The sequence below is a fragment of the Wolbachia endosymbiont of Oedothorax gibbosus genome, from assembly GCF_936270435.1.
In the GTDB taxonomy this organism is placed as follows: Bacteria; Pseudomonadota; Alphaproteobacteria; order Rickettsiales; family Anaplasmataceae; genus Wolbachia.
In genome coordinates this window covers 1,421,442-1,438,704 of the sequence record NZ_OW370567.1, presented here as the reverse complement: position 1 = coordinate 1,438,704, position 17,263 = coordinate 1,421,442, and the positions used below count along the sequence as shown (strand labels likewise).

At 35.4% G+C, this 17,263-nt stretch carries 13 protein-coding genes; 4 read left to right on the top strand and 9 right to left on the bottom strand.

The window, feature by feature from the left end; translation table 11 throughout:
- Window positions 1–27 precede the first annotated feature (27 nt).
- Window positions 28–2,061, top strand: coding sequence for a type IV secretory system conjugative DNA transfer family protein (locus tag NBW39_RS07285; RefSeq protein ID WP_250295056.1), 2,034 nt, complete (start codon window positions 28–30; stop codon window positions 2,059–2,061).
- 123 nt (window positions 2,062–2,184) lie between these two features.
- Window positions 2,185–3,066, top strand: a complete 882-nt coding sequence (locus NBW39_RS07280; protein WP_250295055.1) for a P44/Msp2 family outer membrane protein — start codon at window positions 2,185–2,187, stop codon at window positions 3,064–3,066.
- Window positions 3,067–3,150: 84 nt separating this feature from the next.
- Here NBW39_RS07280 and prmC read toward each other — a convergent pair whose 3' ends face one another.
- The 6 genes from prmC to NBW39_RS07250 form a co-directional block, all read right to left on the bottom strand.
- The gene (gene prmC, locus NBW39_RS07275; protein WP_250295054.1) at window positions 3,151–3,990 is read right to left on the bottom strand and encodes a peptide chain release factor N(5)-glutamine methyltransferase; all 840 of its coding nucleotides are present in this window, start codon (window positions 3,988–3,990) and stop codon (window positions 3,151–3,153) included.
- Window positions 3,991–4,142: 152 nt separating this feature from the next.
- Entirely contained in the window at window positions 4,143–4,628 is a 486-nt protein-coding gene (locus tag NBW39_RS07270) for a hypothetical protein (RefSeq protein ID WP_250295053.1), read from the bottom strand.
- 134 nt (window positions 4,629–4,762) lie between these two features.
- Window positions 4,763–5,167 carry a hypothetical protein gene (locus tag NBW39_RS07265; RefSeq protein ID WP_250295052.1) on the bottom strand — a complete coding sequence of 135 codons (405 nt, stop codon included), beginning with the start codon at window positions 5,165–5,167 and terminating at the stop codon, window positions 4,763–4,765.
- Window positions 5,151–5,708, bottom strand: a complete 558-nt coding sequence (locus tag NBW39_RS07260) for a recombinase family protein (protein ID WP_250295051.1) — start codon at window positions 5,706–5,708, stop codon at window positions 5,151–5,153. The genes NBW39_RS07265 and NBW39_RS07260 overlap by 17 nt, the downstream gene beginning before the upstream one ends.
- A complete protein-coding gene (locus NBW39_RS07255) occupies window positions 5,683–6,174 on the bottom strand; it encodes a recombinase family protein (RefSeq protein WP_250295050.1) in 492 nt (163 codons plus the stop codon). The genes NBW39_RS07260 and NBW39_RS07255 overlap by 26 nt, the downstream gene beginning before the upstream one ends.
- Window positions 6,175–6,346: 172 nt before the next feature.
- Window positions 6,347–7,206, bottom strand: a protein-coding gene (locus tag NBW39_RS07250) for an IS630 family transposase (protein ID WP_250294642.1) whose coding sequence is annotated in 2 segments (ribosomal slippage) — window positions 6,347–6,882 and window positions 6,882–7,206 — 861 coding nt in all. Because the reading frame shifts where the segments join, the coding sequence is not laid out codon by codon here.
- Window positions 7,207–7,244: 38 nt separating this feature from the next.
- Here NBW39_RS07250 and NBW39_RS07245 point away from each other — a divergent pair.
- On the top strand, window positions 7,245–7,742 hold the full coding sequence (locus NBW39_RS07245; RefSeq protein WP_250295049.1) for a hypothetical protein: 498 nt from the start codon (window positions 7,245–7,247) through the stop codon (window positions 7,740–7,742).
- Window positions 7,743–7,939: 197 nt separating this feature from the next.
- Here NBW39_RS07245 and NBW39_RS07240 read toward each other — a convergent pair whose 3' ends face one another.
- The 3 genes from NBW39_RS07240 to NBW39_RS07230 form a co-directional block, all read right to left on the bottom strand.
- Complete coding sequence (locus tag NBW39_RS07240) at window positions 7,940–11,368, bottom strand: hypothetical protein (RefSeq protein ID WP_250295048.1); 3,429 nt, start codon at window positions 11,366–11,368, stop codon at window positions 7,940–7,942.
- 33 nt (window positions 11,369–11,401) lie between these two features.
- The gene (locus NBW39_RS07235; RefSeq protein WP_250295047.1) at window positions 11,402–11,596 is read right to left on the bottom strand and encodes a hypothetical protein; all 195 of its coding nucleotides are present in this window, start codon (window positions 11,594–11,596) and stop codon (window positions 11,402–11,404) included.
- Between the two features lie 288 nt (window positions 11,597–11,884).
- The gene (locus NBW39_RS07230; RefSeq protein WP_250295046.1) at window positions 11,885–13,420 is read right to left on the bottom strand and encodes a hypothetical protein; all 1,536 of its coding nucleotides are present in this window, start codon (window positions 13,418–13,420) and stop codon (window positions 11,885–11,887) included.
- Window positions 13,421–14,126: 706 nt separating this feature from the next.
- Between NBW39_RS07230 and NBW39_RS07225 the strand changes: the two genes are divergently transcribed.
- A complete protein-coding gene (locus NBW39_RS07225) occupies window positions 14,127–17,111 on the top strand; it encodes a hypothetical protein (RefSeq protein WP_250295045.1) in 2,985 nt (994 codons plus the stop codon).
- Window positions 17,112–17,263 lie beyond the last annotated feature (152 nt).

Sequence of the window (17,263 nt, the reverse complement as noted above, 5' to 3'; positions counted from 1 at the left end):
TATACATAAGTTAAGGAAGAGTAGTTTATGAGTAATGGAAATCACCTACGTAATATTCTCATAGGAGGTGTAGTAGCTTTTAGCGTACTTGAGTTTTGCTTCTATCTATCTGGTATATTGTTCTTTCTATTAGTTGACGGTCCAGATGGTGTGGATTTTAAAGCAATTAATCCTAGTTTGACACCTTTCCCTCAAGCTCTTTGGCCAACGATTTTTGATCATATACAATATTGTTGGCACCACCCAGAGTTATATAGCCTTGAGCTCAAATTTAAATTAATTCTATCTTCTACAATGCCTATTGTTATTTTAATGATTATCTTATGGAATTTAAGAGAAAGGATAATTGAGTGGCGACCATTTAAAAAGAAAGAATCACTTCATGGAGACTCGCAGTGGGCATCAGAGAAAGACATACGAAAAGCAGGATTAAGAAGCAAAAAGGGATTATTGCTTGGTAAAGATAAAAGAGGATACTTCATTTCTGATGGGTTTCAGCATGCATTGTTATTTGCACCTACAGGTTCTGGTAAGGGTGTTGGCTTTGTAATTCCTAATTTATTATTTTGGACTGACTCGGTAATTGTACACGACATAAAATTAGAAAACTATGAAATAACAAGTGGTTGGCGAGAACGACAAGGACAAAAAGTATACGTATGGAATCCAGCACAGCCAGATGGAATAAGTCACTGTTACAATCCATTACAATGGATTAGTGAAAAACCTGGGCAGATGGTTGACGATGTGCAGAAAATAGCTAACCTAATCATGCCTGAACAAGACTTTTGGCAGAATGAAGCAAGAAGCTTATTTGTTGGAGTGGTATTATACTTACTTGCTGCACCAGAGAAAGTTAAATCTTTTGGTGAAGTTGTGCGTACGATGCGTAGTGATGACGTGGTTTATAATCTTGCTGTTGCTCTTGATACAATGGGTAAAATACTACACCCTGTAGCATATATGAATATTGCAGCTTTTTTACAAAAAGCTGATAAAGAAAGGTCAGGTGTTGTATCAACCATGAACTCATCACTTGAATTGTGGGCAAACCCATTGATTGATACTGCAACTGCGTCAAGTGATTTTAATATTCTAGATTTTAAAAAGAAGAAAATTACAGTTTATGTTGGTTTAACTCCTGACAACTTGACTAGGCTCAGGCCTTTAATGCAGGTTTTTTACCAACAGGCAACTGAGTTTTTATGTAGAAAATTGCCATCGGATGACGAGCCTTATGGCGTATTGTTTTTAATGGATGAGTTTCCTACACTTGGAAAAATGGAGCAATTTCAAACAGGTATTGCATATTTTCGTGGTTATCGAGTTAGGTTATTCTTAATTGTTCAAGATACTGAGCAGCTCAAAGGAATATACGAAGAAGCGGGGATGAACTCCTTTTTGTCAAACTCGACTTACAGAATAACTTTTGCAGCCAATAATATTGAAACAGCTAATTTAATATCGCAACTTATAGGAAACAAAACTGTACAACAAGAATCGTTGAATAAGCCTAAATTTTTAGATTTAAATCCTGCTTCAAGGTCATTACATATCTCTGAAATACAGAGAGCATTGCTATTGCCTCAAGAAGTTATTATGTTGCCACGCGACGATCAGATAATTTTAATAGAGTCGACTTACCCAATTAAATCAAAGAAAATTTTGTACTATAGTGATAGCACCTTCACAAAAAGACTGCTCAAGCAAACTCGTGTGCCTACACAAGAACCATATGACCCAAACAAAGTTCTTTCTGCCGCTGCGAGCAAAGATAAGGTTAATAATGAGGGGAATAATGCTCTTGAGGGGCCTAATTCAGTTGATTATCCTGCTGAAACTAAAACAGAAGATGCAGTATATGATGAATCAGATGAATTTGCAGACGAAGATATTGATGATGAAGATATCGACGATAAGTTTGAAGAAGATGATGATGGGTTTAATGACGAGAGGAGCGATGATGGGTTTGATGACGAAGAAGAGGAGGATGAATTTGATGACGAAGACGAGGAGGATGAATTTGAAGATGAGGATAAATTAAAAAATGATCAAAAATAAAGGTTGATTTTGCCTATTTTTTAGCTTAGAAAAGTGCAAGTTATGCAAATAATTAGGTTTTTCATATTAAACCATTTTTAATTAATTAGTATTAGATTAGCTATTTTAACTAGGGGAGTAGTAATGATTAGTAAAAAAACATTAGCGGTTACAGCGCTTGCTTTGCTGTTGTCACAACAATCTTTTGCAAGTGAAACAGAAGGGTTTTACTTTGGCAGTGGGTATTATGGTCAATTTTTTAATAGTATGAGTGAACTAAAAACAAGCACTACAGGTATCAAAAATTTGTCTATAAATGACAGGAGTGCTCAGAATACAGAAGGTCAATCACTAAGTAAGTATAAAGGAGATTATAATCCACCTTTTGCTGCAAATGTAACATTTGGTTACACAGGAGAATTGGGTAACAACAGCTATAGGGCTGAATTGGAAGGGATGTATTCTTCTGTAAAAGTGGATAATATTGGTTTAACAAGCAATCAAATGATTGTATCGTACACAAAGGAAAAAGTTAAGAAGAACGCAGGCAACACTGATACAGAATATTTGTATCTTGCTATAGTCAATCACGACCAAATTGAGAACATATCTGTGATGGCAAATGTTTATCATCATTGGAAGGGTGACCGTTTCTCTTTTTCTCCTTACATTGGTATTGGAGTCGGTGGAACAAGAATGACGATGTTTGGAAAAGCATTAATAAGACCTGCAGGTCAATTAAAAGCTGGCCTTGATTATCGCATAAATGAAGATGTAAATATGCATATCGGATATAGGGGTTTTGCTGTTGGTGGTGTTATTGATAGCAATTTTACGCTTGAAGCAGAAGCGTTCAGGGAAGTGGTAGACGATGATGCCAGCAGAACAAGGCAGTATAATAAACTCGTTGACAATAATAAACCGATAGAGGCTGCGAAAACAGATAAAATAAATATAGGTAATCGACTATTTCACACACACGGCATAGAAGCTGGCCTTACTTTCCACTTTGCCAGCAAAGCTTAAACATGTTGCCCTTTAAAAAATGCATAAAACCGTTCCTGTCATCCTATGGCTTGACCATAGGATGACAGGACAAGAAAATATTAGCTATGTTCTTTTCACAACGATGCATCTCTTCATTCCTGCTAAATCATGTACGTACTCCTGAAAAGCTAGTTCATACGAGGGTATTATTTTGTCAATATCATTTTGATCTTCACCTATCTCCAGTATTGCAAACCCATTTTTTTTAAGGCACTTTTCCAATATTGGAAAAATACTCAAATAACAGCTCAAACCATCAATGCCACCATCAAGGGCAATTCTTGGTTCCTTTTGCACTTCGGCTTGTAAGTCTTTCAATTTGCTTCTTTTAATATATGGAGGATTGCTAATTATCAGATCAAATGAGCCTCTGCATTCTGTCCATGAATTTGGAAATATTTTAGCTCTGCTGAGTAGGTTATGGTTTTTTATATTCTGGTGGGCAACTCTATATGCTTTTAAACTCTTTTCAAAACCGATACCAACGGCATATTCATACTCACTAAGTACGGATATCAATAAACAACCTGTACCTGTACCAAAATCTGCAATTTTTAGTCTCTGCTTTTTATTTGGGTAATATTTTAACACTGTTGAGATTAATGTTTCACTATCTGGTCTTGGATCCAAAACATGCTGGTTAACTATAAAATTTTTACTCCAGAATTCACGATTACCTATTATTTGCGATATTGGATATCTTTCCGCTCTTTTTTTTGTTAATTTCCAAAATAAAAGTTCTTTCTCCATCGGCACTTGATCAGCATGGTTCATAATTATAAATGATCTTTCCACTCCAAGTACGTGCTGCATGATGATTTCACAATCCAAATGTGGTGATTCAACTTTGTGTGACAATAGTAGCTTCGATCCTTCTTGAATTAAAGTGCTGATTGTTTTCATTATTCCAAAAATATGTTCCTTTCAGCCAAGAATAGCAATTCCAGTTTAGGGTAGCTGCACTAAATCCCAGTGTCAAGCACACATTTGTACGGATATTGCAATTTGCAGGTTCAAGTAGCTGACACTGGTTCACCTTATGCATATTGATACTCCTATAAAAAATTTGGGTTGTTGAGTTTACCGTTTTTAAAATCCACTAGAATTCTAACAGTTTCTGGTTTATCTTCAAATAAGTATTTGCCTCTGGTTTTACTATCATCTTTTTGTATTGTAATTTGACCATTATTGATTCTATCGTAAAGCCAATGAGTAGTAACTTTGAGGATTTTTGCAATTTGTGGAACAGTAAGGTAGCCAGGCACTTTAAGGGGATGTGATTGATGCTTTGCTCGCATAATATTATTTTTTAATCGAATAGTTTTTACTGTGCTTTCTAATACGGTATTTTTCATGGGAGAGCGATGCCCCTGCTTTTCTAAGTACTTAGCAATTTCTGTATCTGTTTTGCCTTCTTTACTTAACTTTATTATAGATTGCTCCATTTCTGTTGCTGTGGTCAATTCATAAAAGGAGTTTACTGGAATAGAAACATTAGAAGTAGTAGTTTCACCACCATGCCATATAATACGTACTTGCAAGCAATCGCGTCTGATCCGGTGTGTTACAACTTTATCAATTAGACAACGGAGAAAGGATTTTTGTTGCTGACGTGAAAGAACTGACTTATGCCAAATCTCAGGTAGTTTCTTACCTACATCTAAAAATATTGTTTTCAGTTCCTCAGATAATTGAGGAGTCGGTTTACTTGGATACTGACGGTAATTTCTGCTCGCTTGAGTTCATTCAATGCTTGTTCCCAACGTCGTTCAAGTTCTGCAGCTACAAGACGATTATCAGGATCAACTTGATTAAATTGTCGTTCCGCTAATCTCACTTGGTATTTTAGGCGTTCTAATTGTTGCAAATGAGCTTTATTAATTGCTTGTTCAGATTGTAGCTGCAAATTAATAGCCTTAGTATAAGCATCTAGCTCGATTTGACTAAGTGCTGCAAAAAATTTAGGAACTACTTCATTATCAATAATATCAGCTGGTAAAAACTGACATACAGGTGAAAGATACTGTTGACGTAGGTAATTGCATAAATAATGGTTTCCTCCTTTATACTGTACTACCATTTTGTGTCCACATTCTCCACAATAGATTATTCCATGTAATACCTGGTCTAGCTATCCCACGTGTTTTATTGCGATCGTACTCTGCATGATTATCTTTAAGCATCATCTGAATCTTTGTAAAAGTTTCCCAATCTATATAAGCTGAGTATTTATCTTTGATCAGAACTTTCCATTCTTCCATTGGTAATTTTTTTGTTGTTTTGTCGACAGAAGATAGTTTGTGATGCGTAGTACGAGAACGACCATAAACAAATGCTCCACCATAAGCTGGATTTTTGAGTATTGAGGTAATTGCCGCAACCGTCGGTTTTTTCCACTGCAGTTCTTTAAAATTGTCATACCTAGAAATGGTAAGTTGGTTATTGTTAAAATGTCTTAGAACTTTTGCTGCTGTTCGTTTTTCTAAAAAAGTTTCAAAAACAAGCTTAATAAGATGTTGAACTTCAAGGTTAGGATCCTTATGCACAGAACCATCGATATTACGAACAAGACCAACTGGAAGGGATAATGCTAAATCACCTCGTGCCGCTTTGTTCAGCATTTAGTCGAGCTCTTATAGTAAATAATTCCATTTCAGCAAGTTGTCCTTTCAGACCAAGTAACAACCGACCATTAATAGTACCAGGATCATAAATACCATCCCGATCAGCTATTAAACACTGTTTATAGCCACATATATCTAGTAATGGATACCAGTCTGAACAATTACGCGACAAGCGTGTTACATCATAAGAAAGAATAATCCCTACCTTTGCTAAGGTAACTTTAGTGACAATTTCCTTAAATCCTTCACGCTTTTCGGCACTAGCACCAGTCAAACCAAGGTCACTATCAATGACTACAATATTATCAGCTTTCCAGCCAAGGTCAATTGCTCTTTGTTTCAGTGCATACTGCAGCTCCAGACTCTCTTGATTGCTCAATGCTTGGTGAGGTGTTGATTGTCTGATGTAAATTATTGCTTCGCGTGCTAAGTGTTGTGCTGTGATCAACTCTGATGTGCTCATCGATAACCTCCTTAGATATTATTTTCTAAAACTTCTGATTTAAAACGCTGAGACATTCGCTGCCACAGTTAATATGGTTTGCATGGCATAATAATTTGTACTCCTTTGCTAAAGAAACAAATTCGTATAATGACGCTCGTGTTATAGCACTTCTCATAATAATCCGAACAGATCATAGAAAGGCAGAATCAACAGCATGACGAAAAGACTTGAATAGAGGAATGTTTTTCCTGACTCTGTTTTTTATAGCAAACCAATGATGTTCAATTTTGTTAAAATCTGGAGAATACGGTGGCAGATACAAAATTTCTGCACCAATCCCTTTAGCAAGCTTAATGATCTTATCAGACTTATGAAAAGTAGCATTGTCAAGAATGACAGTTTGTCCAGGTTCCAAGGTCGGTATCAAAAATTGCTCAAACCATCCATTAAAAATATCCATATTACAGTGGCCTTCAAAGGTTAATGGAGCAACTATTTTTCTTTCACTTAAAGCTGCAATCATACTGATTCGTTGAGTTTTCTTCCCAGATTTTAGGGCATAAAACCGCTGTCCCTTCTGACAATATCCATAGGGGTAGTCTTCAGTGTTGTCAATGCCAGACTCATCTATATACACTAAGTTTTTAGGTTCTTTTGTTGCTATAATTTTCAAGAATTTAGCACGTTTTTCTTCGCTTCTTTCCTTGTACCCATAGGTCTTTTTTTGCGTGTAAATCCAATTTTTTTCAGGGCTCGGTGGATAGTTTGGATACTAACGTTGCTCCAAAGTTTAGCCATTTCCAATAGAGTCTTTCCTCCGTTTTCTCTGGCAAATTTAGCAAAGGCATCCCAGTCGGTAATTTTGTGATTGTAACCTCCATTTCCAAGTTTTTTTGATTGAAAGTCACCTGTTTCTTTTCTTCTTTGCTGCCACTCCCACAAAGTAGTTCGTCCAATTTTAAATCTTGCTGCCACTGTTTCTCTGCTTTCTCCCTCGTCTAGAGCTTCCATTGCTTTTTTCCTTAAGTCATAACTATATGCTGCTGGCATACCTACCTTCACTACTACAAATCCTTATTTTACCTTATTTGGACTATTATGAAAAGTACTATAGTATTATTGAACCTGCAAAAATCTTAAACAATGAAAAAGCTAAAGAGTTAAATTTAAAAGTCGGCACACTTAAAATTGGGGAGAGTAAAGTAAGAGTTGAAAGCATAGACGGAAAGAGAAATTATACAGATATCTTAGGTAGCATTAAAATGTCTTTTACCACTGAGGCAGGAGAGATTAGTATTTACCTACATCCTAGTGAGAAAGATAGTAATAAAATAGAGGTAGAGATTGATAAAGAGAGCGAAGCAAGGCTTAACAAGTTAAAGGCTGAGAAGAAAAGTTTAGGAGAAAACTGTCTTTTGGGAAGAAAAAGTGTTCTGAAAGCTATAGAAGATAAAGGTTTTGAGAAAAATGGTAGTGTGTCTACAAAGACTACTAAGAATGATCCATTTACTGATCTTACGCAAGTTTGTTTGCAGCAGAATAGAGAAGTAGCTTTAGGGGATTCAGGTAAGATTTTAAGAAATTAGTTATAGCGATATGGCTCAATGATTTTGAGTATGAGATTTTAATGTTTCCGGAAGCCCGTTATGATGATCAGGTGGACAGTACGGTACAATATTTACAATGGATGAGAAAAATTAACACCAGTGCTTTCAGGGTCAGAGACTTTGGCCCCAACCCTAATAAAACGCTTAGATGGCTGAGAGCAGCGAAATTAATAAACCTAATACTTACCTGTTTGATGAGAGAAATTACTCAAACTTAACGACTCCAGCCTTGAACATGGTGAAGAATCTCTTCTCAGAGATTTTTCTGGACTACCTTCAAGGGGCTCTTCAGGCTTACGTTTTGGCAATCCTTCTCTAGTATTCTCACAATCCATAGACTCATAACCACTACTTGTTGTTGCCTCAGCTTTGGAGCTTACGTTTTCAGCATCAGTTACGAACCCGGAAGAGTAACCGCTGCTGCTGTCATCCTTTTTACTCTCCTCTATCTTTTTAAAGGTAGTAGTAGTATTTTTAGTACTTTTAGCAGGCAATCGCTCTTTCAAAAGCAACTGTGTTTCGCAATCGTCATAAGTACGGTCAAGGCAATATCCAGCTTCGTATTTCCTAATTGGTATACATTCTAATGCGCTTTCATCGGGATAAGAGGCTGTAACTGCTTCCCTACGGTATATCCTCTGGTAATATCCTGCTTCTCTTTCTATTCCCTTCTCCTTGAGCTCTACCAATCCGAGCTTTTTAGATTTCACTGTCTTTTCGACGATGTTAATGTCGATATCTTCTATTTTTACTCCTTTCTTATGCTCCTGAATAAAAAGTTTTTTTAAGTTAAATAAGGCACCACGACTTATATTAGCAACAACTGTTGTTTTTTGGTTTTTCTCACAATTAGAAAGAAATTCAAATGGAAAATCAGTGAAATCATAGTCTTCTTTTTTATCTTTATAATACTTTTTTTCCGTCTTACCTCTTACCTTCTGTAAATATTCTTTTACATTAACACTATCATCAATTAAACTAGTAATCTTCCCATTTTTTACAGTAAAGTTAGTATCAGGGCAGTCGAGGTTATGATTACTGTAGTTAAACGCATAAAGCAATGCTTTAAACAACTTTTTTTCTTCCTCGGTAAGATCGGACTCCCCCTTTCCAGCTACTAATGTACCTTCAGCACGCTGTAATTGCTCTTTATACAATAACCGTACTTCAGAAATGTCACTGTTACGGTCAAGCACGTATTCACCTTCTTGTTCGTTAAATACAATTGAAATTACTTTTATTACACTTTTATCAGGAAGACAACTAATACATGCATCTTTTAAAGTACAGTCCTCAGATAACTGGCGATCTACCCATTCGTTCTTTTCATGTTTCTCTACCTCTTTGACCCAATCAATGTCGATAGCATCTACGGTTTTCCCAGACTTCCGACTAAAAAGGATTTTTAAGTTAGATAAAGCACCACGACTTATATTAGCAACAACTGTTTTTTCTTGTTTTTCTTCATAATTAAGTTTAAATGGAAACTCATCTAGATCACAGACTTTGCTTGCTTCTTCCTCATCTTCACAATACTCTTCTATTATATAATCTCTTACCTCCTGTAAATATTCCTCTCTATCAACAGTATCATGGAGTAAACTAACAATTTTCCCATCTTTTGCAAAAAAGTTAGTATAAACACCATCAAGAGTATAATTCATTAAGTTCAATGTATAAAGCAATGCTTCAATCAACTCTTTTTCTTTATTATTAAGTTTATTCGAGGGTGGAAGCTCATTACTAATTTTACATCCAGATGACGAAGATTCATTAACCATAAAAGAACTCACCTGTGAAGGTTTTTGCCAAAATGAACAACTAGGTCCTGGTTCAGTAAGTTGCTGTGACTGCATCCACTGATTTCCTGACGTGCTTTGTGATGACCAATAGCCTATTGGCTGACTAGTCCATGCTGATCCACTTTCATTAGCACCTTTCCATGATGAAGGTCCACTCTGTGGCAATGACCATAATCCTGCACTTGGAGCCGGTGATGGCCAATTATTTTCGTGCGCGGGAGGCGGTGATGACCAATAGCCTATTGGCTGATCCCAAGCACTAGTCCCTGCTTGCACATTTTGAGCAGCATTTACAGATTGAGATGAAGATGGCTCTGGAACAACCAACTTAATTGTAGCAGAACTTGTATATGTCCGTGGCGGGAATTCTCCACTCGTTCCAGGAACATCTACCTGCCTGAACGAAGGCAAGCCGTCAGACAATTGCATAGACCCTTGCCTGGGAGGCTTTTCTATTTTACCCTGACTTTTTCCCGTGGGAAACCCCTGTACCTGTGATTTCTCAAGGAGTGATCCTGGTTCCTTGTCAGAGCTTGGATGTCTACTATGCAACCCTGGAATACTGCCATTTGGAAGATGTGTGGGAGTACTCGCTTCTGAGGAGGATCGACTCGAGCCACGTCTCTTAAAATTTCCAAGATCAGCTGCAAATTCAAAACGTTCGTTTATTTGATTATATGCAATTGGAGACCGCATAATCATAGGAAGTAAAAGAGCAATCTGCTTATTAGAGAAAGCATAAACTGGCTTTTTACAATTAACAAATTGTGGATTTGCAGTTTTGCCTCTAATATCACTTATAATATCATAATTTTTAGGAACAAAACCATTAAGCACTACTTTATTAATTTCTTTATTAAATATTCTATCAATGTTCCTTGCATCATCAGAACTTAAAGATTTCAACTGATCATTCACTTTTATAAAAGGTATAAGGGCAAAACTACTACCATTCCTTATTTTCTTTTCGTCTGTAAAGATATCATAATCGTAACCATAAATTGATTTTCCTGTCGATTGATAAATTAGTTCACTCAAAACATTTTTACAATTTTCGACTTTAGACTCTACGCTGCCTGGAGTTCTAAAATCAAGCGCTACTTCTTTTTTAACATATCTTGCTACACTCTTAACTACCTTATCACTCACATCTTTAATATATAACATATCATCTTTATATTCGTAAAAGTCCGAGCTCTTAAGACCACACACCTCTAATCTTGAGTTAAACTCCCGAATATACATCTCTTTCAACATTTCAAAAGTCTCTGAAGGATCTTCATCACACTCCCTCTCCCACTCAAAGTACTCGTCGTTAAAGGCTATATAGTATAAATAAGGCATACCTATTGCTCTTGTTCCAACAGTTTTTTCTATCCATTCATATGCTTCTTCCTTCGTTACCCCTAATTTTTGTAGACGTGCAACCACTTTGGATCCCACAGCTCTCTTAAACTCATTAGCAAAATGAATCTTCAAGTTATGAATTACTGCAGGATTCGTAGAATCTGCAAGCTTCACTTTCACTATGCCATTATCTAAATACTCTTTATCAAGATTAGTACCTAGAACAAATGGGAAACAGTTTGAGTTATAATATTTATGTGCTACCTCACTTCCACCAATGTAGTGCCGCTTTATTATCTCCTCTCCTATTCTTCGCAGATATTCTCCTATATTAGTACCGCTAGCGAATAAACCAACAATCTCTTTACCTTCTACAGTAAAATTAGTATCGATCTTATCACAAGCATAATTATTTAAGTTAAACGCATTAACCAGCTCTTTTGTAGAATTACCCATAACTCCCCCCATTAAAATTGTGATGAAACAGCATTATTTACTTTTACCTTTACTACTGCCAGCACTAGTAGAGCTACTACTCTCCATTTGCGAGCCAGGCTTGCTACTTTTACCTTCCTGCCTTGCAAATTCCTCGAGCATTCCCTTATGAGAACCAGTATATTTCTCAAACCTGCTGCTTGGAGTAAACCCTTTATCGCTATCTTTTTTATCATTACCACTATGCATATTAACCCCTAAGTAAAAATATTATGTAACTAATATACTAAAAATAAAATTAAGTGCAAGCACTTTTTTATATTTTTTTCAAAAAATTTTATTCACTCTTGTTTATAAAACTCAACTTTCTAGATTCCAGCGTCACGCGCTACCCTTTTTTGTCATCCAAGTAGCTAACACTGGTTCTTTGCAATTTCATCAAAAACACTCCCTTTTAACATAAAGCCCTACACTTATCAAACTCAATGCGCACTGTATTCCAGTACTGGAATGACAAGAAAAAAGCACTAACTATTTTCATGATGGTGTCTTTCCTACTGATTGACCTTCTACAAGATTATTAGCTTTTGGACCAGTAAGTTCTGATGAAACTTTTGCTTGAGCATTACTTGCAGGACTTTGCTGAGCAGCACAAGCATTAGACTTTCCATTACCAGTAGTTCCTGATGGAGCTTGCCAAGTATCAATTGGATAATCGTGTTTAATGGCAGATTCTTTTCTTCGAGCGTTCCTTTCAGCAATTTTTTTTGCAAACTTAGCGTCAAGATCATCTTGCTCATTAGTAGATTTCTTGTTAACACTACCATTCAGACGACTTTCTGCACAACTAGCAGACTCGTTTTTCTTTTCATTATTAAGCTTGTTTCCTTGTCCATTAGTGGGCAACGTGGTTCTTTTTTCATTAACACCAGTATTTAAACGCCTTCCTTCGAAACCAATATCCTTTGCTGGACCAAAATCAAGTTTCATCCTATTCGTTGCAGGCTGCTCCGCAGGTTTCGGTGGACACACCTCTTTCTTTGGTTCTTCCTGCTTCCTTTCTTCCATTTTTGGTTTTTGTACCTTACTATCCTCATTATTTATAGCTTGTTTATGTGAAAGGTCCATCGGAATTTTTAGAGGTTCCGGTAAAAGATCAAGCTCTGGTTTGTTCAGAACAACCGGCCTTACAAACCCGGGTGAAACTTCAATAAAAAGGGAAACTGGCACAGCGGGCTTTTCTCTTTCATCTACCTTTATTTCTACGTTTTTACGAACTTCTTTATTTTCTTCCTTTAATGATGTTTTTTCTGCTTTTTTATCTTCTGCTTTAGCTGTTTCTTCTGTAGATGCCTCTACTATAGCTGCTAGCTCAACTCCAAACATCTCTGCAAACATTGTAATAATCCATCCGGTAACGGCCATCTGTAATCTCAATTTAAGATCCGTCAATGTTTGTAGATGTTCGAACACCCTTGCAAACTCCTCTTCTGATAACTCACCACTGCCTAATTTTTCCTGCAATTCTTTTATCTCTTTGTCCAACCTCTGATCGAAACTTAAATCGCGTGCAAAAATCTTCTTAATTAACTCCTTAAGCTTATCACGCAAAAACTTAATTATCGCAGCAATCAGGTTTTTTTCTTTCTTCTCCTTGAGCATTTGGTAGATTTTCGGATCATCTACATCTACTTCAAAGAGGTTGAAGAGAGATTCAAAGAAATTCCAGAAATCTCCTAGTACTCTTTCTCTTTCACCATTGAAGTAATCCTCATCATCTCCTTCTCCGATATGTAGCTCTGCTTGAGATGATATTTCATCGACACAACTAGAGGCCTGACGCTCACACTCGAGCCTTCTGAGCAAATCTTGTCTGTCAAGCTTCTCTATGGCTGCTTTCAGTTCATTTAACTTCTGCTCCGCAGAGAAATCTTGCTCCCTGATTTTTCCTTGGAAGATTGAGCTACCGTTTTCGTTATTATTTAAAAAATTTTCCATCGTTTTTGCCCCCTCAATTAAATTACTGTCTTTGTTGTTGCCTGGAAAGCTTTCTACCATTTTTACTCCACTCATAAAACTTAATAATTTAATTCTACAGTACTAAACATTTAAGAACTATTAATGTAAAGATGTCAATAAGATTACTTAAATTTTTACGCTATATATTATATCACACTCCATTTAACCTTTCAATAATATTCTTGCTGCTTTTTCAAACTCTAGCATCTTCTTATTAGTGTTTAATTTTGCCTCTACCACCACTTTTTCTTATAAAGTATTTGATATAGATTTTATTATACTCTTTGGCATAACATTTGCAATATATTATATTTGGAGTGTAATGATATAAAAATTACCATCAAAGGAGAGAGCACCAGAGGCAGAGCAATACAAATAGTAAAAACTTTCTAAACCTCAAACTTGAAAATGGAGGAAACGCTTACTTACTAAAGGTGCTCAAAAATATCCAAGACCTTAACTCTAGACCTACCCATTCCAAGAAAAATTCTTCTCACGGAGCTACCTTTTGGTTCTAGAAGTAATTGATTATTTAAGTTTTAGTAATATATATTGTTAAATTAATAGCAATTTGTTTGGAATAATTAAAGAAAAATCTTGGTTAATTTATAGAGGAAATAGATCTCTGTACTCAATTTCAAAGTTTTTTCACAACTTTCTCATCCTATAGTGATTTTAAAACACATAAAAGATTTTGCTAATGAAACTAAAAATTAACATTCCAATGTTACACTATTACTATAGGACCGAGGTAAAAGTTATGGAGCTGAAGAAATCTAACAATATTTTTAGCACAAAGAAAACAGATGAAGACTTTTTAGAACAAATTAATAAGTATAAGAAACAAGCCATTGATATTCAAAAACACAGCGACACAATCGCAAGGGCCATTACTGGACAACAGCGTACCTTAGGTGATGTACCAAAAAAACGGCCAACAGCAATTGAAACTTTTATTGAAAAACATGTTGCTGATATTAAAAAATATGATGATGAGATTGAAAACATCCTTGCTAGGCAGAAGTCACGAGACTATATTCCAGAAAGTGTAACGCAAAAACAGTCGATATTAATCAAAAGATTTGAAAATCTTAGCAATGTTGTGGAAACAATGGAGAGGGAGCACACTCAAGATAAATATAGCAGTACAAGCATGGGTGAAATAAAAGAGCAAGTTGATGTTGTTGGAAATGCTTATAAAAATTTAAGTCATAACTTGAAAGAGCTATCCGATTCGGCTTCAAATATTATTAAACTTATACAAGAGCAAAAAGTACTTAAGAAAGAAATATATGAGTTAAGAAAGGAAGAACTAAGGGCGCATTACAGAAGAGAAAAAGCTAGTAATAAAGTTACTGTAACGTCAGATAATAAAAAAAGAGTTGCAGCAATGGAGGAAAAAGTTAATGAGAATGATATTAACATCAAGAGCCTCTGTAACGAAGAAAAGGTTAAAGAATTAAATAAAAATGTAGAAAATAGCCTAACCAAGTTTGACAGAGAGATTGACAAATTAGAAACAAAGGTTAGAAATGCTGGATATGAAACACCAGATAAAAGTTCTAAGGCTGGCAAGCTCACGCTCACGGTTGTAAAAAGAGTAAAAGAATTAATAGAAAATTTGAAAAATACTTTTGTTGAGTTAAGAAATAAAATGTCTGAATTAAGAGAAAAAACTAAACATAGCGGACAAGAAAAGAATCTTGAAGCAGATAAGTATACGTTAAACACACAGATTAGCCAAGGGAAAATTTCTTCGGAAAAAAAACAGGGAATGCCTAACCAAGATAACATTGTAAATGGTACAGAAATTAGGCGCTTAACAAAAAAATCCAAAGAGCTTTTCGCTGTAGCAGAGTTAATAGGGTTAGAGCATGACTCAGGTAAACATAGTAAAATAGGCATTAATGCACTAAAAGAACAGGTTAACGCTGTTCAAAATGTTGGTAAGAGATTAAGACATAACCTGAAAGAGTTGTCTGATTTACCTTCAAATACGGGCAAACTTGTACAAGAGCAAGTCAGTCTTAGAAAAGAACTAAATAAATTAAAGCGAGAAAATCTAACATTAGATAAATTAGAAAAAGGAGAAAAAGTTAGCAAGAGCACTATAGATAAGAAAAAAGAAACTAACAGTAAAAGGATCTCTACCATAGAAGCGAAAGTTAGCGAGAATGACACTAAAATAAAAAGTCTCAGCACTGGGGGAAAAATTAGAGAGCTAAGTGAAAATATACAAAACAGTTTGATTGACTTCAAAAGAGAGGTTGCTAAGTTAGAAACAAAGGTTAAAAGCCTTGAGAAGGGGCAGGCACCAAAGCTACCACATCAAATAGTAAAACCGTCCTTTGGACCATCAGAGACTGTTATCAAATCTTTTGAAGATATAAAAGGATATTTACATACCCTAGCTAAAAATGTTGACAATCATGGGATATATGAAGGTAGCAAAGAATATTTACAGAGAGTAGTAAATTATCTAGATGGCTTTTATATTATGGAGAGCGATAAATTACAGAAGCTAAAAACAAATCTCGATAAGTCAGATTTAACGAAAGAGGAGTTTATTCAAATAACTACATCCTTAGTAAGTACAATAAATAGCTCAAAAATTGGTAAATTTGATAATAGACTATTAGAAAAGGCCACAAACTATATCTACTCTGTTGAAGATTTAGCCAAGGAGGCTGTTGGTAAAATTTCCTCTAGTGACAAAGATTTATATAGAAAAGTTACAAAAAGCGGATCTTTTGATCTTAATAAAGGCTATGAGAGCTCAGAGTTACAAGGTAAATATCGTGTCACTGAAAAGTTGGTAGCAGACTTAGAATCAGAGCAAAAAAAAGCAAAAGCTCTAAAAACGTTGCGTTATGCGGTGAGAGAGTTTGGTAAATCAGTTTTAGGTTCAGAATCTGATCGTAATAAAATACCTAGGGAACAACAAGTTAGTATAGATTTAGGCAATAAACTTTTTTTTGATCATGAAAACAATATGCTTCTTACAATACCTAATCCAAGTATGTATTACTGTGAAGTTGGAACAAAGGATAAAAAAAGCTATGTCACACAAGATGGCACAGAAGTATTGGCAAAACGTTTTTCTCCAGAAGAGCAAGAGAAAAATACAAAAATTATAAAATGCAATGAAAAAGGTGAATATAGATTATTTAACCAAGATGGTACTTTGTATGATACAAGCGGTAAGTCAAGTAAGGGAAAAGCTGGTGAAGTGGCGTATGGTCTAACTCTTGATGGAAGGTTGGTTACTCATGAGCACATAGTTCCCTATGGTAATTCTGATAAAAAAGTTGAATACGGATATTACCATTCTTCTCTGCTTGGCGGGAAACCTGGACAATGTTTTGGTATGATGACTGTAAAAAATGGCCAAATTACTAAAATTGATATTAATAGTGGCCATTATAAGCCAACACAGGAAAATTTATATAATGCAGTTAAGATTTTGCAAAATGTTGTTGCTGATGGTACAGAAATAATATCTCATGATTTTTCATATGATAAAGGTACAGGGCAGGTAAGTAATCCTTTGTATAAGGAAAACAAAGAACAATTCCTTCAAAGAATGGAAACGAAAGGAAAAGATGGTTTAACAATGCCAGAGAGATATTTTGGAGCATTACGTAACTACAATGCAGCATATAAGGAAAAGTTAGATAAATCAAGCCATGCCGAAAAAATTATCAATGAAAGAAAAAATAGTAATGAAAGAATAAACTCACTATAGATGCACAATTGACTTTACCTAGCAAAAGTGGGAATGTTCAAAAAAGCATACACGTCAAGTTAAGGAAAAGTAGCATAAGGAAAAAGAAAAGTGGTAAAAATTATTTTAGATATTAAGCAATAAATCTAGTAATTTATAGATTCTTCTAAAAG